At 40.1% G+C, this 20,971-nt stretch carries 18 protein-coding genes, 1 other RNA gene and 2 other annotated features; of the genes, 3 read left to right on the forward strand and 16 right to left on the reverse strand.

All coding sequences use genetic code 11. The features are described 5' to 3' along the window. Nucleotides 1-223: 223 nt before the first annotated feature. The 7 genes from CTY48_RS10430 to cysK form a co-directional block, all read right to left on the reverse strand. Nucleotides 224-2,008, reverse strand: coding sequence for a methyl-accepting chemotaxis protein (locus tag CTY48_RS10430; protein WP_099468434.1), 1,785 nt, complete (start codon nt 2,006-2,008; stop codon nt 224-226). A gap of 20 nt (nt 2,009-2,028) precedes the next feature. Continuing rightward, nucleotides 2,029-2,532, reverse strand: a complete 504-nt coding sequence (locus CTY48_RS10435) for a GreA/GreB family elongation factor (RefSeq protein ID WP_099468435.1) — start codon at nt 2,530-2,532, stop codon at nt 2,029-2,031. A gap of 166 nt (nt 2,533-2,698) precedes the next feature. After that, nucleotides 2,699-3,868 (reverse strand): DUF3048 domain-containing protein, encoded by a 1,170-nt coding sequence (locus tag CTY48_RS10440; protein ID WP_099468436.1) that lies wholly within the window; start codon nt 3,866-3,868, stop codon nt 2,699-2,701. A gap of 198 nt (nt 3,869-4,066) precedes the next feature. Next, nucleotides 4,067-6,478 (reverse strand): leucine--tRNA ligase, encoded by a 2,412-nt coding sequence (gene leuS, locus CTY48_RS10445; RefSeq protein ID WP_099468437.1) that lies wholly within the window; start codon nt 6,476-6,478, stop codon nt 4,067-4,069. A 177-nt stretch (nt 6,479-6,655) separates the two neighbouring features. Further along, nucleotides 6,656-6,868: a binding site (T-box leader), on the reverse strand. Between the two features lie 64 nt (nt 6,869-6,932). Further along, nucleotides 6,933-7,151 carry a DUF3006 domain-containing protein gene (locus tag CTY48_RS10450; protein WP_099468438.1) on the reverse strand — a complete coding sequence of 73 codons (219 nt, stop codon included), beginning with the start codon at nt 7,149-7,151 and terminating at the stop codon, nt 6,933-6,935. Nucleotides 7,152-7,292: 141 nt separating this feature from the next. Continuing rightward, nucleotides 7,293-8,312 (reverse strand): anthranilate phosphoribosyltransferase, encoded by a 1,020-nt coding sequence (trpD, locus tag CTY48_RS10455; RefSeq protein WP_099468439.1) that lies wholly within the window; start codon nt 8,310-8,312, stop codon nt 7,293-7,295. A gap of 186 nt (nt 8,313-8,498) precedes the next feature. After that, nucleotides 8,499-8,741, reverse strand: a binding site (T-box leader). 52 nt (nt 8,742-8,793) lie between these two features. After that, the gene (gene cysK / locus CTY48_RS10460; protein WP_099468440.1) at nt 8,794-9,723 is read right to left on the reverse strand and encodes a cysteine synthase A; all 930 of its coding nucleotides are present in this window, start codon (nt 9,721-9,723) and stop codon (nt 8,794-8,796) included. Nucleotides 9,724-9,926: 203 nt separating this feature from the next. Here cysK and CTY48_RS10465 point away from each other — a divergent pair, with 203 nt between their 5' ends. After that, a complete protein-coding gene (locus tag CTY48_RS10465; RefSeq protein WP_099468441.1) occupies nt 9,927-10,502 on the forward strand; it encodes an N-acetylmuramoyl-L-alanine amidase family protein in 576 nt (191 codons plus the stop codon). A gap of 93 nt (nt 10,503-10,595) precedes the next feature. Here CTY48_RS10465 and CTY48_RS10470 read toward each other — a convergent pair whose 3' ends face one another. The 4 genes from CTY48_RS10470 to CTY48_RS10485 form a co-directional block, all read right to left on the reverse strand. Continuing rightward, nucleotides 10,596-11,768 carry a serine hydrolase domain-containing protein gene (locus tag CTY48_RS10470; protein ID WP_099468442.1) on the reverse strand — a complete coding sequence of 391 codons (1,173 nt, stop codon included), beginning with the start codon at nt 11,766-11,768 and terminating at the stop codon, nt 10,596-10,598. Nucleotides 11,769-11,801: 33 nt separating this feature from the next. Further along, nucleotides 11,802-12,563: a hypothetical protein gene (locus tag CTY48_RS10475; RefSeq protein WP_099468443.1), complete on the reverse strand. Its 762-nt coding sequence runs from the start codon at nt 12,561-12,563 to the stop codon at nt 11,802-11,804. A 98-nt stretch (nt 12,564-12,661) separates the two neighbouring features. Continuing rightward, nucleotides 12,662-14,155 carry a sensor histidine kinase gene (locus tag CTY48_RS10480; RefSeq protein ID WP_099468444.1) on the reverse strand — a complete coding sequence of 498 codons (1,494 nt, stop codon included), beginning with the start codon at nt 14,153-14,155 and terminating at the stop codon, nt 12,662-12,664. Next, nucleotides 14,155-14,838 (reverse strand): response regulator transcription factor, encoded by a 684-nt coding sequence (locus tag CTY48_RS10485; protein WP_099468445.1) that lies wholly within the window; start codon nt 14,836-14,838, stop codon nt 14,155-14,157. Before CTY48_RS10485 ends, CTY48_RS10480 begins: the two co-directional genes overlap by 1 nt. Before the next feature lie 324 nt (nt 14,839-15,162). Here CTY48_RS10485 and CTY48_RS10490 point away from each other — a divergent pair, with 324 nt between their 5' ends. After that, complete coding sequence (locus tag CTY48_RS10490; protein ID WP_099468446.1) at nt 15,163-15,342, forward strand: hypothetical protein; 180 nt, start codon at nt 15,163-15,165, stop codon at nt 15,340-15,342. Between the two features lie 548 nt (nt 15,343-15,890). Next, nucleotides 15,891-16,661, forward strand: a complete 771-nt coding sequence (locus tag CTY48_RS10495; RefSeq protein ID WP_099468447.1) for a Sir2 family NAD-dependent protein deacetylase — start codon at nt 15,891-15,893, stop codon at nt 16,659-16,661. Between the two features lie 77 nt (nt 16,662-16,738). Here CTY48_RS10495 and CTY48_RS10500 read toward each other — a convergent pair whose 3' ends face one another. From CTY48_RS10500 to secG, 5 genes are all read right to left on the reverse strand, one after another. Beyond that, nucleotides 16,739-17,173 (reverse strand): hypothetical protein, encoded by a 435-nt coding sequence (locus tag CTY48_RS10500; RefSeq protein WP_099468448.1) that lies wholly within the window; start codon nt 17,171-17,173, stop codon nt 16,739-16,741. Between the two features lie 158 nt (nt 17,174-17,331). Beyond that, nucleotides 17,332-17,679: a transfer-messenger RNA gene (ssrA, locus tag CTY48_RS10505) on the reverse strand. 108 nt (nt 17,680-17,787) lie between these two features. Continuing rightward, nucleotides 17,788-18,255 (reverse strand): SsrA-binding protein SmpB, encoded by a 468-nt coding sequence (gene smpB, locus CTY48_RS10510; protein ID WP_099468449.1) that lies wholly within the window; start codon nt 18,253-18,255, stop codon nt 17,788-17,790. 3 nt (nt 18,256-18,258) lie between these two features. Beyond that, nucleotides 18,259-20,415 carry a ribonuclease R gene (rnr, locus tag CTY48_RS10515; protein ID WP_099468450.1) on the reverse strand — a complete coding sequence of 719 codons (2,157 nt, stop codon included), beginning with the start codon at nt 20,413-20,415 and terminating at the stop codon, nt 18,259-18,261. Between the two features lie 259 nt (nt 20,416-20,674). After that, nucleotides 20,675-20,914: a preprotein translocase subunit SecG gene (gene secG, locus CTY48_RS10520; protein WP_099468451.1), complete on the reverse strand. Its 240-nt coding sequence runs from the start codon at nt 20,912-20,914 to the stop codon at nt 20,675-20,677. Nucleotides 20,915-20,971: the final 57 nt, after the last annotated feature.

Genomic DNA, 20,971 nt, shown 5'->3' on the forward strand with positions numbered 1-20,971 from the left:
CATCCGGGGTTATAATGTCTACCGACATTATAACATATGTCAAAACCTAATTTAACCCCAATCAAAATATTATTCGTTGGTATATTGCTGTTATTTTTGGTATTTCTTTGCTATCACTGATGTTCTCTGCTGTTTCCTCAATTCTTAAAGATTTCTTAAGGCTGTTCGGATGTATATAATAAAGCTGAGAGAATGTGCGAAGCACATTCTCTCAATTCCTAACCTAAATTTCACTTATCTTAAACTTTCCAATCTCCTCATATAAATGTCTTGCTACTTCCTCTGATTTTTCTATTTCCTGCGTTACAACTGATGACTTATTCATTACATCGCCGGAACGTGCTGCAATATCTGTTGTTCCTGTCGCCACTTCCTGTGATGCAATTCCGATGTCCTCAATTGATTTTAGTACACCCTCGATGGAGGCAAGTAACTCCTCTGATGTGGCACTAAAATCCGTGACAAGCTCATCTACAAAGCTGGCATCCTTGCTATAGGAATCAGATACATAATCAAACATATCAAACGCTGTCGTTACGTCATTTGCCACAAAATCGAGCAGCTTAACTGAATCATTTGCCAGTCTGTCAACCGAGGCGGTAACTCCTGTCGTCACTTCCTGAATTCTGCCAACCGCACTTCTGGACTGCTCTGCCAAGGAACCAATCTCACCGGCAACAACCGCAAAGCCCTTGCCCGCTTCCCCTGCTCTTGCCGCCTCAATAGACGCATTTAACGCCAGCAAATTAGTTTGCTGAGTAATACTCATAATAGACTGTGAGAGCACCTCAATCTGCTCTACAACCTTGATTTCTTCCAATGCAGCCTCCAGGCTTCCTCTGATTTCACTTTCAATTCTTTGGGTTGTCTGTCGTTTTTCTACTGTATCATTTTTTGCTTTTTCTGCTCTTTTGAATATATCCACCACATGGGAGGCACCTTCACTGGATTTTTCTGCGATACTTCTTGTTGCCATATCAATTTCGTGTGACATAGCAGCAATCTGTTCTGTGGAAGCTGCCGTCGCTTCGGTGCTTGCTGCAAGCTCCTCGGTTGTTGCTGAAATTCCTTCAATCTCACCATTTAACTCGGACATGTTTACTTTTACATCCGATACCACATGATTTATCGTTCCGGCCTCACTTTTTACCTGCCCAATTAAGGTTCCGATTTGTTCCTTCATACGAAGCATCTCAACTGACAAAACACCAAACTCATCTCTTCTTGATAAAATCTTATCCGGCAGTCCCTCTGTAAAATCTCCGCCAGCCAAGACCTTTATGTAGTTTACTGATACCTTCAGCGCACCAAGAATACTTCTTGTAATTAAAATTGAGACCGCGACAAGTCCACCTAGACAAAGGGCACTTATTATCAGCGTAAGGGTAATCTTATTGTTCATCTCCTTCTGTACTACCAGAGATTCCTCCTGAACTGCTGTATTAATATAATCGGTATAATTTCCGGTTCCGATTACCCAGCCATATGGCTCGTATGCCTTACTATATGACCTTTTAGGGAACGGTTCTGTTCCTCCTGATTTAGGGAACATATAATCCGTATAGCCTCCTCCGTCTTGCCCTACCTTTATAATATTCTTAATCATCTCATAGCCGTTTGCATCCTTTGTTTCAAGACGGTTCGTTCCCTCTACATCGCCGCCCAGAAGCACCACGTTTGTTCCGTCATACTGATCAATCCAGAAATATCCTGCCTCACCATATGAAAGCCCGCGAATCAAATCTGCTGCAAGCTTCTTGGCTTCCTCCGTGGTGTATTCACCATTTTCTGCTTTTTGATTAATTGCATCAATCAAGGAAATCGCATTATCTACCTGATCCTTGATATTCTTGTCATAATCGGTCCTGATTGTTGTATCCAAATTGTTAAGTGCCTGATTTCCGATCGAATACATATTGTTAATACTTGATACAGATAAAAGTACAATAACGACTCCTGCCAATACACAAAGCAACAACATTTTTGTTCTCATCTTTAAATTATTCATCTTTTGTCCTCCTGCGCTTTCTAAAAGCTTCTCAATTTATCGCTTCCATCATCAACCGTTTTTTTGATTGATTTGATAACGACATAATATCCGTAGTCCTCGCTCACCTTAACGTAGACTCTGTCATTTACCTTGCGCCCCTGTATTGCTTTTCCAAGAGGAGAATCAATACTGATTAAGCCCGCCAGAGAGTTTCCCCTGACAGTGGTAATCAGCTTGTATGTCTCCACTTCGTCCTCCTCCTCAAAATATACTTCTATCGTATTATTAATTCCCACCTCGTCTTCCTTCGAATCATCCGATATGATTTTTGCCGTCTTAATCATCTTTTCCAAATATCTAATTCTGCTTTCGTTGCTGTTCTTGTCCTTTTTTGCCGCATGGTATTCAAAGTTTTCACTTAAATCACCGTGTGCTCTAGCCTCTTTTACTGCCTCCAGTGCCTCCTTTCGGACTACCAGCTTCCTGTGTTCAATCTCCTCCTGCATCCGTTTAATATCACCTTGGGTCAATTCGTCGTACATAGGTTTCCTTCTTTCATCTCTGCTTCTCAAAACCACTCTATTTTTAATTCTTTTGTTCTATCTTTATTATATTGATATATCGGTATTTTGTCAAAAAAAATGTACCCCAAAAGCTTACTTAACAGAAAGCCTCAGGGTACATTTTGTATCATAAGAAAATATTCAATTATTTTACTGTCTTAGAAGAATATTCTACATCGTTGATAATAACAGGGTCGTCACTCTCTACAATTGCAATATAGGTCTTTCCTGTATTTAACTCAACTTCATTGCCGTTATCATCATAGTATTTGGTAGGCTCATAATCAGAAGTTTTCTTCCAATTTACGTGAATCGCCTTGCCTTCTGTGATGAAATAACCGTCATACTGGTCATCAATACAGCCAAATGCAAGATATCCCTTTGCATCTCTTGTCTCATGATAAGTAAACTGTACAATTACATTCTCAAATTTAAGCTGCTCGCCTGTTGCACCATCTTTCTGTGCAGAACCGTACAGTGTCTTGTAATAAATTCCTTCTGTTGCATTGTATTCCAATGCAGACTGTGTATATGGGAACGCAGGTGTTAAGTCAACACTTGTTGCCTCTAACACGCCATTTGCGCCTTCCAATGTATTCGGCTCATCCTCTTTTGCAAAAGTAAAATGATCCTCTTCAAAATACTCATCTCTGTGCTCCACAGAGTATTCAAGTGAATTCACATACTCTAAAAGTTTTGCACCTGATGTGTATGCATTATGTGGCGCCTGCTTATCCGTTGTACGGTAAAACGCTCCCGCTCCCGGTGCTGCTGTCGTGTCGTTTACCGCACATCCTGTTATATTGTCAACATCTGATCTGGAAACAATATCTGCCAGATAATACGGTCCGCCAAAATGTACTAAAATAGAATCCCATTCCAGTGCCCAGTAAACATAATAGTCACGGCTGCTTCGAACATTTCCAAGCTGATTCATATTCTGCCAGTCTTCGATAATTGCCATCTGACGTGACATATTACCCTCTTCCATACATTCATATAAAATTCCTGCCTCACCGATACCATATTGCGGTTGAGCTGATTTGTCAGTTGGAAGCATAATGGCAATCGGACGAGAATTTGCAACTGCTTCGTCCACAATTTCGTTTGTTAATGCACTTCTCTTCTTCCCTTCCGGTAATACCTCTTCCTGTGGCTCTTCTACCACCGGCTCTGCTGGCTCTTCCTCAACTTCCTGTACCGGCGTTTCTACTGCTACCGGCTCTACTGGCTCTTCCGTTTTCTTTGAGCCGCATCCGGAAAACATTAAAGTTGCGGTCAGTGCTGCCAAAAAGACTATGTGTAGTTTCTTCATACTTTTCTCTCTTTCTCAATCGTATTCCAGTCTATATCTCGATAAACTGCTATGAAATTTTGAAAACAAGCATTGTTAAATACTGATTAACACCCTTATCTAAAAGATACTATGCCAATACTCATTTTATAAAATAATACCAAAACCATTTAGATATTTCAATATTTTTTATACATTTTCTATTTTCGTAAGATTTTCTTAAAATAAATTTATAACAATATTTACGATACGGCCCGGGACATAAATCTCCTTCACAATCGTACCTGTCAGCTTATCCGCAATCTCTTCCTTCGCCTTTGCAATTACGCTTTCCTTCGCCTCATCCTTGCTGATTGTGACTGTTCCCTTTGTCTTTCCGTTAATCTGAACTGCAATTTCTACCGTGTCTTCCACTGTCTTTGCCTCATCATATTCCGGCCAGGTTGCCTGATAAACTTTACCCGCAAAGCCAAGCATCTCCCACAACTCCTCCGTCATATGAGGTGCAACCGGATTTAGCAGCGCAATCAATGTCTTAAACTCATCCTTTGTCACCTGATTCTTCTTGTAAAAATCGTTAATCAGCGCCATCATCGCCGCAATAGCGGTATTGTATTTGAGACTCTCAAAATCAAGGCTTACCTTCTTAATTGTCTGATGCATTTTGGTTTCCATAACAGAGGAATAACCTTCTTCCTCCGTCACCATATCCTGAAGTTTCCACACTCTGTCAAGGAAACGACGACAGCCCTTTACTCCGTCTTCCGACCAGGAAGCGCTCAAATCAAACGCGCCGATAAACATTTCATAGGTACGCAGGGTGTCTGCACCGTATTCGTTAACGATATCATCCGGATTTACCACGTTTCCGCGGGATTTTGACATCTTTTCTCCGTTTTCTCCCAAAATCATACCGTGGGAAGTTCTCTTCTGGTATGGCTCTGAAGTCGGCACTACCTTGTTATCATACAGGAATTTATGCCAGAAACGAGAATATAATAAATGCAAGGTTGTATGCTCCATACCGCCATTGTACCAGTCAACAGGAAGCCAGTAATCCAGTGCCTCCTTGCTTGCCAGTGCTTCGTTGTTGTGAGGATCTGTATACCTTAAGAAGTACCAGGAGGAACCTGCCCACTGAGGCATTGTATCTGTCTCTCTCTGAGCCGTTCCGCCGCAGCATGGGCATGTTGTACTCACCCAGTCTGTCATTGCTGCAATCGGAGATTCTCCGTTATCTGTCGGCATATAGCTGTCAACCTCCGGAAGCTCTAAAGGAAGCTCACTCTCATCAAGAGGAACATAGCCGCATTTTTCACATTTCACAATTGGAATCGGCTCTCCCCAGTATCTTTGTCTGGAAAATACCCAGTCTCTCAGCTTGAAATTAACCTTTTTCTCGCCAATGCCTTTTTCACTTAGGAATTCAATCATTTTCTTCTTTGCATCGGCAACCTCCAAGCCATTTAAGAAATCGGAGTTTACCAAAATTCCTGTTGCAACATTTGTGAACGCTTCTTTTTGCACATCACCGCCGCTTACTACTTCAATAATCGGAAGGTCAAATTTCTTTGCAAATTCCCAGTCTCTCTCATCGTGAGCCGGAACTGCCATGATAGCTCCTGTTCCGTAGGTCATCAATACATAATCTGAAATCCAGATAGGAATCTCTTTTCCGTTGGCAGGATTAATTGCAGTCAAACCATCCAAAACAACACCGGTCTTTTCTTTTGCAAGCTCTGCACGCTCAAAATCAGACTTTTTGGATGCCATCTCTCTGTATTCTTCAATGGCAGCCCAGTTTTTCAAATCTGCCTTATACTTATCGATAATCGGATGTTCCGGTGATACTACCATATAGGTAGCACCGAATAAGGTGTCCGGTCTTGTCGTGTAGATTCTAAGCTTTTCCTCTTTGTCTTTTACAACAAAGTCAACCTCTGCACCCTCTGATTTTCCGATCCAGTTTTTCTGTGAAACCTTTACCTTTTCAACATAGTCAACGGAATCCAAGCCTTCAATCAACTTATCCGCATATTCTGTAATCTTCAGCATCCACTGACTTTTCACCTTGCGCACTACCTCGGAACCGCAGCGCTCGCACACGCCGTTTACCACCTCTTCGTTTGCAAGTCCCACTTTACAGGAGGTACACCAGTTAATCGGCATCTCTGTCTTATATGCCAAACCTGCCTTGAAAAGCTTTAAGAAAATCCACTGTGTCCATTTATAGTAATTCGGATCGGTTGTGTTAATCTCTCTGTCCCAGTCAAAAGAATATCCCAGTGAATGAAGCTGTTCCTTAAATCTCTGCACATTATTGCGTGTTACAATTTTCGGATGAATTTTATTCTGAATTGCATAATTTTCAGTCGGAAGACCAAACGCATCCCAACCCATCGGATACAGCACGTTATAGCCCTGCATTCTCCTCTTTCTTGCTACGATATCAAGTGCCGTGTATGGTCTTGGATGTCCTACATGAAGCCCCTGTCCTGACGGATACGGAAACTCCACCAATGCATAATATTTTGGCTTGGAATAGTCGTTTGCAACTGCAAATGCCTTTTCATCATCCCAAACCTTCTGCCATTTTTTCTCCACAATCTTGTGATTATAAACTTCTGACATGATAATTCTCCTCTCAAATTTCCTTTGATATAATAAAAGAATGTGCTTTACACATTCTTTGCGCCCGAGCGGGCTGCAAAGCAGCCACTTCCTCCTTGCGAGGTGCGCATAATGTTTTTATGATTAGAAAATTTCGAAAAGATTTCCTAATCATATAAAAAATCCCTCTCATCTCAATATAGAGACGAAAGGGAATATTCGCGGTACCACTCTAATTCATTTTGCCAATGCAAAATGCACTCTATTTCTATAACGGGAAATCCCGCCTCAATCTACTGATTTCAATCAAGGAACTCCGAGGCGAGTTGGGAGCTTTTAGGTACTATCTCACACCGGCCGATAGTTCTCTGTAACCTTATTTCTCTTAATACTCCTCATCACAGTCTGTATCCATACAATACTCATATTTTATCATATGGAAAAGATTTGTCAAGCCCATTTCTTGCTTCACTCATCACTGCTTTTTCTTTTTTAAATCTTCCATCATTTTTCGGATGCCGCCTCGTCTTTCTTCCGTCTCTTCATTGTTCACGATAAAAAAGCCGTTTTCCAGTATCAGACAGTCTCCATCTTTCGCTTCTATCGGAAGTTTGTATCTTGGGATATTAATGACCTTATCCTCCTGTATACAGACCGCAAACTTCCCTTCAAATCTATCAATTACTAATTTCATTTCTGCCTCCCTGCAAATAGACTACTCTTATAAGAATACACAATTTTTTGTCTTTTGTAAATTGAAAAAAAGTACCAGTTTCTACAGGGAATTGAAAAAAATGCGCTTTTTTTACAAACTTCGATACAACCAACCCTTCCTTTATTGCTCCTCCTCATTTGTCGCTTTCACAAATTCCATAAGCTTTTCATATGCCTTTTGGGATTCAATGATTTCTGCTGCCATCTCAACACCTTCTTTCAAGGTGATACCATCAATTCCAAGATAAAGGCACATACCTGCGTTCATCAGTACAACATCTCGCTTTGGACCGGTTTCCTTTCCAAGCAAAATATGTTCTGTTATCTTCGCATTTTCTTCCGGTGTACCGCCGATTAATTCAGATAATTCACAGGATTTCAGACCAAAGTCCTCCGGCTTAATCGTATAGTCGGTTATTTTTCCTTCTCTGATTTCATAAACCATTGTCTCACCCGTTAGAGTAATCTCGTCCAAACCATCCTTTCCGCATACTACCACACCTCTTGTCACGCCAAGATTGGACAGTACCTGCGCCAACGGCTCTGCCAGTTTCGGATCATACACACCTAATAGCTGCATCGTTGCCGCTGCCGGATTGGAGAGCGGTCCCAAAATATTAAATACAGTTCGAATTCCTACTTCCTTTCTCACAGGAGCCGCATATTTCATGGACGAATGATATACCGGTGCAAACATAAAACAGATGCCGATTTTATTCAAAATCTCCTCATTTTGTCCCGGCGTGAGCATCAAATTTACGCCCAGCTTTTCAAGCACATCCGCTGCACCGCTTTTGCTTGACACGCTCCGGTTTCCATGCTTTGCAACCGGAACCTTCCCCGCTGCAACAACAAACGCGCTCGTTGTCGAGATGTTAAACGTCCCTACCTCGTCTCCTCCGGTGCCCACAATATCGATTACCTCTCTCTGCGGCTGAATTTTAATCCCTTTCTCCCGCATCACGGTAGCAAATGCCGTAATCTCATCAATGGTTTCTCCCTGCATTCTAAGACTCGTCAGAAAGGACCCCATCTGCGCCTGTGTGGCGGTTCCGTCCATCATTTCTTCCATAACTTTTTTTGCTTCCTCATAGGTTAAGTCATTGCCGTTAATCAGTTTGTAAATCGCTTCTTTTATCATAGTTTGGCTCCTTTACTAAAAATTTTTGAGGAATAAGAAAGCATGAGTTTACTCACACTTTGCACCCGTGTGGGTTGCAAAGCAACTACTTCCTATCAGCATGGTGCGCATAATATTTTTATATGATTAAGAAATTTCGAAGAAAATTCCTATCATATAAAAAAAGCTCTCATCCCTATATATAAATATAGGGACAAAAGCTTAACTTCTGCGGTACCACCCAGTTTGATGTTAAAAACATCCACTCATTTATGCACTATCATGCATTCCTCGTTGTTAACGGATAAGGCTCCCGTCAGCGTCTACTCCCAAACGGTTTCAAGCTGCCCTCACAAGTCCATTCGCTATATTGCTAATACTGTCTCACACCAACCAACAGCTCTCTGAAAATAACATAATATAACTACTACTCTTGTTCTACGGTTTAAAACTTTACTTTGCTACAGTATATTCCTCTTCGGATATTTTGTCAATAGTTTTATTAGTCAAACAATGGAGTGGATAAATATCTCTCTCCTGTATCCGGAAGAATGGCAACAATGGTCTTTCCTTTGTTTTCCGGTTTCTTCGCCAACTGAACTGCTGCCCAGAGAGCTGCTCCGGAGGAGATTCCTACTAAGATACCTTCTTTAAATCCAATCTGTCTTGCAGTTGCGAATGCATCATCATTTTCAACTGTTATTATTTCGTCATATATACTTGTATTTAATACCTTTGGCACAAAACCTGCTCCAATTCCCTGAATCTTATGAGGTCCCGGTGTTCCTTTGCTTAAAACAGGTGAGCTTGCAGGCTCAACTGCCACTACCTTCACATTAGGATTCTGGCTCTTTAAATATTCCCCTGCGCCTGTAACCGTTCCGCCTGTACCGACACCTGATACCAATATATCTACTTTACCGTCTGTATCATTCCAGATTTCCGGTCCTGTTGTCTCTAAATGTGTCTTAGGATTTGCTTCGTTGATGAACTGTCCTAAAATAATTGCGTCTGGAATTTCTTTTGCAAGTTCATCTGCTTTTGCAATCGCGCCTGACATTCCCTTTGCACCTTCTGTCAACACAATTTCCGCACCATAGCCTTTTAAGAGCTTTCTTCTCTCAACGCTCATGGTCTCAGGCATTACAAAGATTGCTTTATAGCCTCTTGCTGCTGCAATGGAAGCAAGACCGATACCGGTATTTCCGCTTGTAGGCTCGATGATGGTGCTGCCTTCTTTAAGTAAGCCCTTTTCCTCTGCATCCTCAATCATTGCCTTTGCAATTCTGTCCTTTACGCTTCCTGCCGGATTAAAGTATTCAAGCTTTGCAACAATCTTCGCTTCTAAACCTTCTTCTGCTTCAATCTGATTTAATTCTACTAACGGTGTTCTTCCAACTAATTCTGTAATATTGCTATAAATATTTGCCATAATAAAATCCTCCTGTTATCCTCTTTTATGATTCGCTTTTATTTTCATACTTAATCAGTATGAATACTATGTTTTATTTATACATCATATTCCATAAGATGTCAATAGATATTTTAAAATTTTTATAAGTTTTCATTTTATTCACATTCTGCCCCATTTTGCATATATTAAAACAACATATTTCTTTAATAGAAGGTGATAGTTTGGCTATCCGTATCTTTATTGACCAAGGTCACAATCCAGTCGGCTACCATAATAGTGGCGCCGAGGGAAACGGTATTTATGAATCGGATATTAACTATATGGTGGGACGTTACCTTGCCGATTTACTGACGGCAGATCCCAGATTCGAAGTGCGTACCTCTAGAAACTCTCCGACAGAGGTACTCGGAACAGATAATTTAAGCAGCTTGACAGAAAGAGTCACTATGGCAAATGAGTGGCCGGCTAATTATTTTATCAGCATCCATACAAACGCAAGCGAGAATCCTAACCAAAATGGTTCAGAAGTATATGTCGCTTCCCAATACAGTGAAGCTTACTGGCTCGGCGACGCAGTTTTGCGTGAAATTGTAAGAAGACTTGGCATGCAGAATAATGGTGTTCTTCTAAATCCAAGTCTCTTTGTTTTGCGCCGGACAAATATGCCATCCATTTTGGTAGAGCTTGGATATATCACGAATTCATCCGATGCCTGGAAGCTTGCCAATCAGCAGTACGCGTTTGCGTACGCTATTTATAGCGGGCTGCTCAACTATTTTGGGCTGAGTCCTCTTTAAATCGTATATTAAAACGATTCAGACAGGAATTTCCTATGATACAAAACAAGGGACGTACCTCATATAGTACGTCCCTTTACTCACTTTTATTATTTATAACATGGAATAAGCAGCATTTCTTATTTTTCTTATCAATGCCGGATTCGTATAGCCGCCTCGCTGCAGCATCATAACAATCGTAAAATCCTCAGCCGGATTCACCGTCATATACGGTCCGCTCCAGCCATCCCAGCCAAATTCACCAACAGAGCCGAGACTCTCTGCCTCTTTTGCCTCCTGATACACTCGCATAAAATTACCGTAGCCATATCCAATTGAGGTATCAAAGCCCACATATTCAAGCTGCTCTTCGGTCAGGTGGTTCTTCTGAAACATCTCAGCTGACTTTCTTCCGAGTATTCTTTCATTTCCTAAAGTACCGTTATTCACAAGCATCTGAACAAACTGATTATAATCTGCAAGCGTCGAGACAATCCCCGCCCCTGCTGATTCAAAGCTCGGGCTCTCCAAGCACTTTGTGAGACAAAGATGTCTTTCCTCATCAATCACCAGCTTGCCGCCCTCATATTTGTAGAGCTGGGAAAAACGATCCTGCTTTCCTTTTTCCACAAAAAAGCCTGTATCTCTCATTCCCAATGGCTCAAAAATTTCCTCTTTATAAAACTCAGACAACTGCTTACCGGAGGTTTCCTCAATGACCGCTCCCATCACGTCAACACTAAGCCCATATCTCCATCGTTTTCCCGGTTGAAATGCCAGCGGCTGCTTCGCAATCATTTTACATAACTGCCTTGTTGAGATACGCTCACCCGAAACGAGCCTGCTTTCCACATCGTCAAACAGCTTCTGCATACAGATTCCAGCTTCATCTACATCCGGATATACAATGCCGGACGTCATACACAGCAAATCCTTAATTAAAATCTGGCGGTTTGCCTGCATCATATTTCCGTTTCGTATCACCGTCATATCCTTAAATTCCGGAAGGTATTCAGATACCGGTGCCAATATATCGATTAATCCTCTCTCCACCTGTATCATGGCAGCTACGGCTGCAATCGGCTTACTCATGGAATAAATTCGAAAAATGGTATCCTCCGACACCGGCTTTTCATTTTCTATATCTGCGTACCCAAGACAGGTGTGTATCACCTTTTCCCCTTTATGGATAACACTGATTCCGGCACCCGCAAGCTGCCCTTCTTTGATTTCTTTGTTTAAAATATTTTCAATGGATTGTCTAGCATACTGCGTTTTCCTGTCCATCGTTATGTCTCCTATTTCGTCAAATGCTGTCTATTATTTTAATACGATTGAATATGCCTCGTCTCCTAAAATTGACTTTAAGGAGAGCGTTGATACATTATTATTATATTCCTGCGGAATCTCGATCAGTAAAATAGCGTCCTGTGTAGAATTCGCTCCTATTTCGGTATACAGTACTGACAAATCGTTATTCAGCATAGAGTCATACACATCAACATATTCCGCTCCGTTTATGGAAACTCTCAGCCTTGGAGCAAGGGATGCTATGTCACACACCTGCGTCTCTTCTGTCATATTTGTAACCTTAAAATTTAAAATTAAAAACAAATCATCATTGTTTGCTTGAGCTGTGTTTCCCCTGTCAATGTTCATATACTTTTTGCCAAAGAGTGCTCCCTCATATGTAATCTGAAAGTCCTCCTGCTTAAACAACTCGGCAATACTCGCCGCCTCCTGCGTTATCTCGGGCTCCGAAAGCTCAGCTTCCCCAACTGCTTCTTCGCCTTCCGCTGTGGCTTCACCGTCGCTTACATTCTGCACGGCTGCTTCCCCCTGTTTATCCTGCGGCAAATTAACCTGCTCCTCTGCATCAGACATTACTTCCTCTGTTGCTTCTTCCGTCTCTTCTGTCGAAACAGCCACAAGTTTTCTGCTGTAATTTTTGTCGTACTGCAAGGTAACATGCGCCGCATAGGTTGCAATTGCCTGGCTCTCCTGCTCTGTCAAGTCTATTGGCTGCTCGCCGCATCCTGCTAAAACCAGAGCGGCCAGCACTAAAATACCGATTTTTTTCATAAACAATCCCCTTCTTTGTATCTTTTTTTGTTTTTTCTTTCGCAAACACTTTCAGTATATTTTATCACCTTTTACCATTTTGAACAACAATTTTTAAGTTAATTGTTCTTTCCTTGTTCTTTCGAAAGATTTGAATCAAGTTCAAACCAAAATTCAACACCGTTATCGTAGTTCAAAACACCGCATTTTTTGTTAAAGGAATCCATAATTGCTTTTACAATGGAAAGTCCGATTCCGCTGCCTCCATACTCTCTCGTTCTCGCCTTGTCAACTTTATAAAATTTAACCCATACATTGTCCAAATCTTTTTCCGGAATTCTTTCCCCGGTGTTAAATACAGAAATGCGTACGCTGCCCTCTTTCTTTGTTATTTTTACATCAATGATTTTTTCATTTGCAACATGATTCAATGCATTACTGAAATAGTTCGTAAATACTTCTTCCACCTTAAATTCATCCGCCCATACATAAACCGGCTCTTTTTCGGCAAAAATCACCTTTACTTCCTTTTGCTTAATTAAAATGTCGGAAGCCTGAATAATCCCCTGGATTAACGCAATGATATCAAATCGCTCCATCGTAATAACATCATTTCCAAATTCAAGCTGGTTCAGCGTCAAAAGCTTTTGAACCATTCGATTCATCTTATTTGCCTCATCCATGATAACATCACAGTAAAAGTCCCTGCTTTCCTCGTCATCATTGATACATTCCTTCAACCCTTCCGCATAGCCTTGTACAAGCGCAATCGGTGTCTTTAATTCATGGGATACGTTTGATAAAAATTCTTTTCGCATCTCATCAATCTGTTCTTTTTTCTCAATATCCGTCTTTAATTCATTGTTTGCCGTTTTCAACTCCGATATCGTTTTTTCAAGCGTCTCCGACAACTGGTTAATATGGTTACCGAGAATCGCAATCTCATCATTTCCGCCTCTCATATATTTCGCTTCAAAATCAAGCGTCGTCATCCTCTTTGATATATGCGCCAGTTCCAAAATCGGCTTGGATATCTGCTCCGACACCGTCCATATAATCAATGCACTAATCATAACTGCACATACACCAATATAGCTTAAGAATCGGTTTGCAATCTGAACACTCTCCCTGATACTCTCCAGAGCCGTCCTCATAATAAACCAGTTCCCGTTTTCGAGACTTCCCCATATTTCCAGATAATCGCTGTTCATCTTGCTGTCCTTCGTCTGCTGAATCACATAGCTATCTCCGTTTGCAAGTACCGTTGTCTTATCCGTGCTCTTTCCGTAAATATTGTTGAGAAGCTGTGTGCTTAATATTCCAATCTCATTCACCGATGACATTTTCACCGCACCGCTCGCGTCCATGACAAGTATGGATATATTTCCCGTGGAGGAAATTTTTTCAAGCTGAATCAAAAAATCCTCTGACAGAAGGCTGTCATCACTTGCTGCCTGATTAATCGCACGGTAGGCGTTCAACAGGACTGTTTCTTTATTCTCAACATAGTACCGCTCCAAAAATGTATTGTTGACAAACCAGCACAAAAAGAGCGTGCTCGTCATCAAAATAATAAATATAGAAGCGATTTCTTTTTTTAGCGACCATTTCATCATTCTACCTCAAACTTATAACCCATTCCCCATATGGTTTTGATATAGTTTCCTTTTTCACCAAGCTTATTTCTCAATTTTTTCACATGGGTATCAATTGTTCTTGCATCGCCGAAATAATCATAATTCCACACGCTGTTTAAAATCTTCTCTCTCGATAGTGCAATTCCCTGATTTTCAACAAAGTAGGTCAAAAGCTCAAATTCCTTAAAACTTAATTCCACCGGATTTTGATCAATGTATACCATATGAGCCACCTTGTTAATCTCAATTCCGCCTATCTTCATAATATCCTCTTTATTCAAGACATTCGCACGCCGAAGCAGCGCTTCCACCCTGGCAACCAAAATCTTAGGACTAAACGGTTTTGCGATATACTCATCCACTCCAAGCTCAAAGCCTTGCAGCTCGTCGCGCTCATCTCCTTTTGCCGTCAGCATGATGACAGGAACCTTCGAGCACTCTCTTACCTCTCTGCACACCTGCCAGCCGTCGATGTTTGGCATCATTACGTCCAGAATAATAAGAGCGATATCTTTCGTTGCATAAAAATGCTCTAACGCCTCTGCTCCATCTGCCGCCTCAATTACTTCATAATTCTGCTTTACCAAAAAATCTTTTACTAATTTTCTCATTCTGCTCTCATCGTCTACAACCAGAATTTTTAATTTCTCATGATTCATGATTTTCCCTCCAAATTTTATTTATCTTTCAGCTTATTATTAAACGAAAACCCTTCAGGATCAAAGCCATTTTTCTTCTTTGCCATAGCGCCTCTCCTAAATATCCTAAATTTTACTTCTGATAAATATCTTAACAGATTTTATAACAAATTTCTATTTATTCTTGTCTTACTATACTGTACTTTACTATAAAAACAAGCTATATATCAAGTCAGTTCACACATTATTTAAACATATATCATCAAATTTTTAAATTTGTGAAACTTACTATATTTAATGGTTAAAATTTTTTAAATCACAAACACTACTTAAGGAGGTGATATTATGATAAATAACGAAGAACTGCCAATTGGTTTTACGATGGAGCTTGCTTTGCACAGCGATGTGTTAAATCAATTTTCAAAGTTACCCAAAAGTAAACAAGATGAGCTGATTGAAGGTGCCAGAAACATCAAATCAAAGGAAGCCATGCAAAGCTATGTATCAAATATGACTTTCTCATAGCAAAAATATCTTATCGTTTACTTGTCTTAAAACAAAGCGGACAAGTCCGCATCAACTCCTTAATACCTCACTCATGAGGGACTTGGCTGCTTTGTCGCGCTGAATGAAGTCATATAGTGACATCTTCCACTTGCATTTGTGCGCATAAATAATTTTTGTATCATAGGAAATTGTAAAGTAATTTCCTATGATACAATAAAGCTGGCTCATCTGAGACAGTTTTATTTTTGCTCGAAAAGTTAGTTTTATTTATCTAAATTTATTTTTCTTGTTATTTTAATCTCTTGTTCAATAAAAAAACATAGTAGGTTTTAGAATAAATAATTTTAGGTAAACATAAACATAATTTATGTGGCTTGTTGAATTTTCTTAATTTTTATTTTTTCTTTATAATTATTTAATATTTTAGGATATCTTTAATTATTTTTGTATAATTATAAAATTTCTTTTGAATATTGAAATAATTATACATGTAATGTATACTATCAATAATAGATAGATTAAAATTTCACAAGGGTACACAACTACAAACCATAAAGGAGGAATATATGAAACTTAAAGAATTAGATTCATTAATAAATCACTCGAATAATATCGTGTGTATTGCCGGACGTGGTATGGCCTATGATTGTGGCTACCCCGAATATTTAGCGCAAGACTACTTTTATAATTTTGAAAACAAATATCGTAAATCAATGGAAGAGGTTTACAGCATCGGCTTTTATAAGACAAGAACCAAGCAATTTTTTGATATTTATAAGGAAGAAATCTTAAAAGAGAAGCATAAGCCCAGTCTTGCCCATTATAAACTTGCTCAGCTTGAAAAAGCCGGAAAGCTGAAATATATTATAACAAAAGATATTTTTAACCTCTCTCAGCGTGCAGGCTGCAAGAATGTGATTGATCTATACGGAAACTCCGCCGAGAACTATTGTCCAAAATGTGGACAGCGCTATTCCGTTGATTATATCATCCAGAGCAAGGGCTTGCCAAAATGCTTGGAATGTAATTCCACTATAAGGCCAGAAATCAAAATGTATGGAGAAATGATTGACAATAATAAACTGACAAAGGCAAAAAATGCTATTGCTGCTGCTGATATTCTCCTTATCCTAGACGCAGACTGGGCGGGTGAATTCAGCGACTATATCAAGGAATATCGAGGCAATAAAGCTGTTCTTGTCAAAGAACACAGCCACGAGAGCGACCAAAAAGCAAATTATGTAATTTACGATAAATCCAAGAATGTTCTTCCAAAGCTTAGAGATGAGGAAAAGATACATGTGATTTATGATAGCTTGGTTGTTGTGAATAAGTAGCGTATAAAAAAGAATGGGCCAAGGCACATTCTTTTTTATTCACCTAACATTTCTCTTTGAATCGTTTTTCTTTCCGGTTATAAAAACTGACGAATATCTTTAGCAAGTTTTTCTTCAATATTAATAAGCTGTTTTGCAATGTCTTTTGATTTTTCGTCAGCTGCTTTGTATTGATTTAAATATCTGCCAAGCGACTTTACTCCCATATTACACCCGTCTGTTATCAAGTCAGCAATTGTTTCATCTGATTCATCCATGACCAATTTCACATTTGTTTTCATCCAAGACATACTTTTTGCCATTAGATTAGGATCTTTGCCATCATCATGAAATTCATCCAACAATGTTTGTATTTCATCCTTTAATTTGGCATGCTCATTTTTGCAGTCATTCAAGTATTGCTTAAATGTATTGCTGCAAACATAATCTAAGACATCATCGATTGACGCAATTCCCATTTTTATGCCCGAATCACACTCCCGCAACAGTTTTATTGTATCCTGTTCTATCATAGCTCCATTCAACTCCTTATTTTATAATAATAAAATAGTATAACTGTTTTTATCGCATTTATCCTACTGTGATATAAATAAAAATAGGATAGTTGAGATATTACTATTCTCTTCTATCCTATTCTTTATTTTTTAAGCCTTAAAAACTAAGGCATCTCGTATGGAGCTGAGGGGAATCGAACCCCTGTCCGAAAGCTCTTCCATTACGGCATCTCCCATTACAGTCATTATTTTAACATTCCCTCTATCCAACGCCTAATGACAGGCTTTGGACTTCAGTAGCTTCATAAGTTCTTCTATTTCCTCAAAGCTTTGGAAACAAAGTGCCTCGCAAGTTCGAAGCCGAATTCTTAAGCAGCGAGTGGCTTAAGGTCGACTGCTGCCATTAGGCAGCGTACGCTAAATTTTCGTCTGCGTTTATATTTATTTTACGGATTATTGACGCGGTCCCGCACCGCGAATGGCTTCCTTAACTTCTAAACCCCCGTCGAAACCAGTACAACCCCGAGGTTGTTGGTATGCAAACGTAAGTTTATTATAATCGAATAGGATGTAGGTGTCAACTGGCAGTTATTAGAACAATAAAATTTAAGTCCCGTATCCCTATCTCCCAATTACCACAAATTCTTCACCTTGAATTCCTTCTCTGCTTCACGTCTCTGGTCCTTCTTGGCAATATCCTGCCGCTTATCATACAGTTTCTTACCTTTTGCAAGTCCAATTTCCACCTTAACCAGACTTCCCTTGAAATATACCTGAAGCGGAACAACCGTATAGCCCTTTTCTGCCAACTGCCCTGCTATCTTGTTAATCTCATACTGATGAAGCAAGAGCTTCTTTACCCGAAGAGGGTCTTTGTTAAAAATATTCCCTTTTTCATAAGGGGAAACATGCATGTTATAAATATACACCTCCCCGTTTTCAATACGGATAAATGCTTCCTTTACACTGCATTTTCCCATTCGAAGGGATTTTACCTCTGTTCCATGCAAGGCAATTCCTGCCTCATAAGTATCTTCGATAAAATAATCAAATCTTGCTTTTTTATTGTTAGCAATCAGCTTAAATCCCTCTTTTGCCATTGTCTATTCCTCCACATTTTCTGCTTCTTCGCTCTCCTCCAAAACAATTTTGAAATCAATTGTCCGCAGAATTTTATCTGTGGCCATCACCTCAACCTTGACTTTTTGCCCCAGTTTATAGTGATTGCCGTTCTTTTCTCCTATCATCTCATAGGTACTCTCATCATAAAAATAGTAGTCATCCTCAAGTGCCGTAACATGCACCAGACCTTCCACTGTGTTCGGAAGCTCCACATACATACCCCAACTCGTTATGCTTGAGATAACACCATCGAATATTTCGCCGATTCGTTTCTCCATGTATTCCACTTTTTTAAGCTTTTCCGTCTCACGCTCTGCCTCGTCCGCTCTTCTCTCCATCGCACTGGATTGTATCGCAACCTCCGGCAAAATCTTTTCGTAATGCTGGATTTTTTTCTCATTCATTCGCCCGCGCAGATTATCCTTTATAATGCGGTGTATCTGCAAATCAGGATAACGTCTGATTGGAGAGGTAAAATGACAGTAATATGGAGCGGCAAGTCCAAAATGCCCGTTGCTTACCGTTGCATATTTTGCCTGCTTCATAGAGCGCAGAGTCAGCCTGCTGATAAGCGCTTCCTCCGGCGTGCCGTCAATCTTTTGAAGCAGTTTTTGCAGCTCCTTCGGGTGTATCTCGTCCTTTGAGGTTTTCAGTCCATAACCGAAGTTCGTGATAAATAATGCCAGCTTTTGAATTTTTTCCGGGTCCGGATTATCATGGACACGATAAACAAACGGAAGTTCCTGCCAGAAATAATCCTGCGCTACCGTCTCGTTTGCCGCAAGCATAAAGTCTTCAATTATTTTCGTTGCCACATTTCTATCATAAGCCTTTATCTCTACCGGTTTTCCTTGTTCATCCAAAATAATCTTGGATTCTGGGAAATCAAAGTCGATGGAGCCTCTCTGTCTTCTTTTTTCACGCAGTATCTCTGCCAATTCCTGCATCAGCTCAAACATCGGAATGAGCTCCTTGTACTCATTCATCTCTGCCTCGTCCTTGTCCTCCAATATCTTTTTCACGCTTGTATAAGTCATTCGTCTGTCTACCTTAATAACAGTCTCTGCAATTCTGTGATCAACGACATTTCCTTTTGCATCGATTGTCATCATACAGCTCAATGCAAGTCTGTCGCAATCAGCGTTCAAAGAACAAATACCGTTAGACAGCTTGTGTGGGAGCATCGGTATTACCCTGTCTACCAGATATACACTCGTACCTCTCTTTAACGCCTCCACGTCCAGTGCACTTTTCTCTTGCACATAGTTTGTCACATCGGCAATGTGGACGCCCAGCTTGTAAAGAGCTCCCTCCTTTGTGATTGTGATGGCATCGTCTAAATCCTTTGCATCCTCTCCGTCTATCGTAACCGTCTGCCAATCGCGGATGTCCATGCGTCCCGCCATATCACTTCCCGATACCTCATTTGATACATTTTCAACCTGTGTCATGACTCTGTCAGGAAATTCAACCGGAAGATCATATCCCCTCACAATAGACATGATATCCGTTCCCGGATCATTGATATGACCGATAATCTCTTTTACCTTGCCCTCCGGCTTTTTAGAATTTGAGCCAAAGTCCGTAATCTGCACGACTACCTTATGCCCTGTGACCGCTCCTTTTGAGCGCTCCAACGGCACAAAAATATCTTTTCCAAAACGGGTGTTGTCTGCTATCACAAAGCCAAAATTCTTGCTCTTTTGGAAAGTTCCGACAACCTCTGTTGCTCCGCGGGACAGGATCTTTACCACTGCTCCCTCCTGCCTTTTTCCGCCTTTTTTATCTGTTAAGACGATTTGCACGGTATCCTTATGAAGTGCACCGTTCGTGGCATTTTCAGGGATAAAAATATCCTCCTCCATGCCTTCCACCGTCACAAAACCAAAGCCCTTATGATGTCCGGTATACACTCCGGATATAAACTGACCTTCTGCCTTAGAAAATTTCCCCTTTTTAGATATTTCAATTTTTCCTTCCGCCAAAAGCTCATCAAGCACTTCCTTTAAGTCAGCGCGGTCCTCCTTGGGAACCTGAAGCAGAATTGCAATCTCCTTTATCTTCATCGGGATATATAATTCATCGCAAATCAACTCATAGATTACTTTTTTACGTTCTTCCAATAATTCTTTTTCCATATATTTAAACTCCTTATCTTAATGAATATTCCTTTTCTCACACTTATCATATGTAAATTAGGATATTCTTAAACTCCTATTATACAAGAAAATGTAAGCCCTGCTCACACTTCGCGCCCAAGCGGATACAAAACTGCTGCTTTCCCTTCGCAAGGCACGCATTATATATTTTATATAATAGGAAACACAAAGATTTTCCTGTTATATAAAAAACACCCTTATACAAGAGTGTTTATATGACTGATATTTACTTTACTAATTAAAAATTAATATTCAATACTGCCGCTAATACTAAAAACAGGATTGCTAAAAATTTGGTAGACTTTACTATAGTACCTTCCATAGAACGTCCTTTATTCTTGCTCCAAAATGTCTCAGTAGCTCCGCCACTGATAGCACCAAGTCCTGCTGATTTTCCTTCTTGCATTAATACAATTACAGTTAAAGCGATACAATCTATAACAAATATAACTGTTAATATGATTCTTAAAATCTCCATCGTTACACCTCCTATAACCAACGTAAATATTCTACCATAGGCACATGATTTTTTCAA

This window comes from Konateibacter massiliensis (genome assembly GCF_900184995.1).
GTDB lineage: Bacteria > Bacillota > Clostridia > Lachnospirales > Lachnospiraceae > Lachnotalea > Lachnotalea massiliensis.

Excerpts from the sequence above, each read along its gene's own strand:
- CTY48_RS10430 (WP_099468434.1), bottom strand. The coding sequence starts at position 2,008 with ATGAATAATTTAAAGATGAGAACAAAAATGTTGTTGCTTTGTGTATTG.
- CTY48_RS10435 (WP_099468435.1), bottom strand. The coding sequence starts at position 2,532 with ATGTACGACGAATTGACCCAAGGTGATATTAAACGGATGCAGGAGGAG.
- CTY48_RS10440 (WP_099468436.1), bottom strand. The coding sequence starts at position 3,868 with ATGAAGAAACTACACATAGTCTTTTTGGCAGCACTGACCGCAACTTTA.
- leuS (WP_099468437.1), bottom strand. The coding sequence starts at position 6,478 with ATGTCAGAAGTTTATAATCACAAGATTGTGGAGAAAAAATGGCAGAAG.
- CTY48_RS10450 (WP_099468438.1), bottom strand. The coding sequence starts at position 7,151 with ATGAAATTAGTAATTGATAGATTTGAAGGGAAGTTTGCGGTCTGTATA.
- trpD (WP_099468439.1), bottom strand. The coding sequence starts at position 8,312 with ATGATAAAAGAAGCGATTTACAAACTGATTAACGGCAATGACTTAACC.
- cysK (WP_099468440.1), bottom strand. The coding sequence starts at position 9,723 with ATGGCAAATATTTATAGCAATATTACAGAATTAGTTGGAAGAACACCG.
- CTY48_RS10470 (WP_099468442.1), bottom strand. The coding sequence starts at position 11,768 with ATGGACAGGAAAACGCAGTATGCTAGACAATCCATTGAAAATATTTTA.
- CTY48_RS10475 (WP_099468443.1), bottom strand. The coding sequence starts at position 12,563 with ATGAAAAAAATCGGTATTTTAGTGCTGGCCGCTCTGGTTTTAGCAGGA.
- CTY48_RS10480 (WP_099468444.1), bottom strand. The coding sequence starts at position 14,155 with ATGAAATGGTCGCTAAAAAAAGAAATCGCTTCTATATTTATTATTTTG.
- CTY48_RS10485 (WP_099468445.1), bottom strand. The coding sequence starts at position 14,838 with ATGAATCATGAGAAATTAAAAATTCTGGTTGTAGACGATGAGAGCAGA.
- CTY48_RS10490 (WP_099468446.1), top strand. The coding sequence starts at position 15,163 with ATGATAAATAACGAAGAACTGCCAATTGGTTTTACGATGGAGCTTGCT.
- CTY48_RS10495 (WP_099468447.1), top strand. The coding sequence starts at position 15,891 with ATGAAACTTAAAGAATTAGATTCATTAATAAATCACTCGAATAATATC.
- CTY48_RS10500 (WP_099468448.1), bottom strand. The coding sequence starts at position 17,173 with ATGATAGAACAGGATACAATAAAACTGTTGCGGGAGTGTGATTCGGGC.
- smpB (WP_099468449.1), bottom strand. The coding sequence starts at position 18,255 with ATGGCAAAAGAGGGATTTAAGCTGATTGCTAACAATAAAAAAGCAAGA.
- rnr (WP_099468450.1), bottom strand. The coding sequence starts at position 20,415 with ATGGAAAAAGAATTATTGGAAGAACGTAAAAAAGTAATCTATGAGTTG.
- secG (WP_099468451.1), bottom strand. The coding sequence starts at position 20,914 with ATGGAGATTTTAAGAATCATATTAACAGTTATATTTGTTATAGATTGT.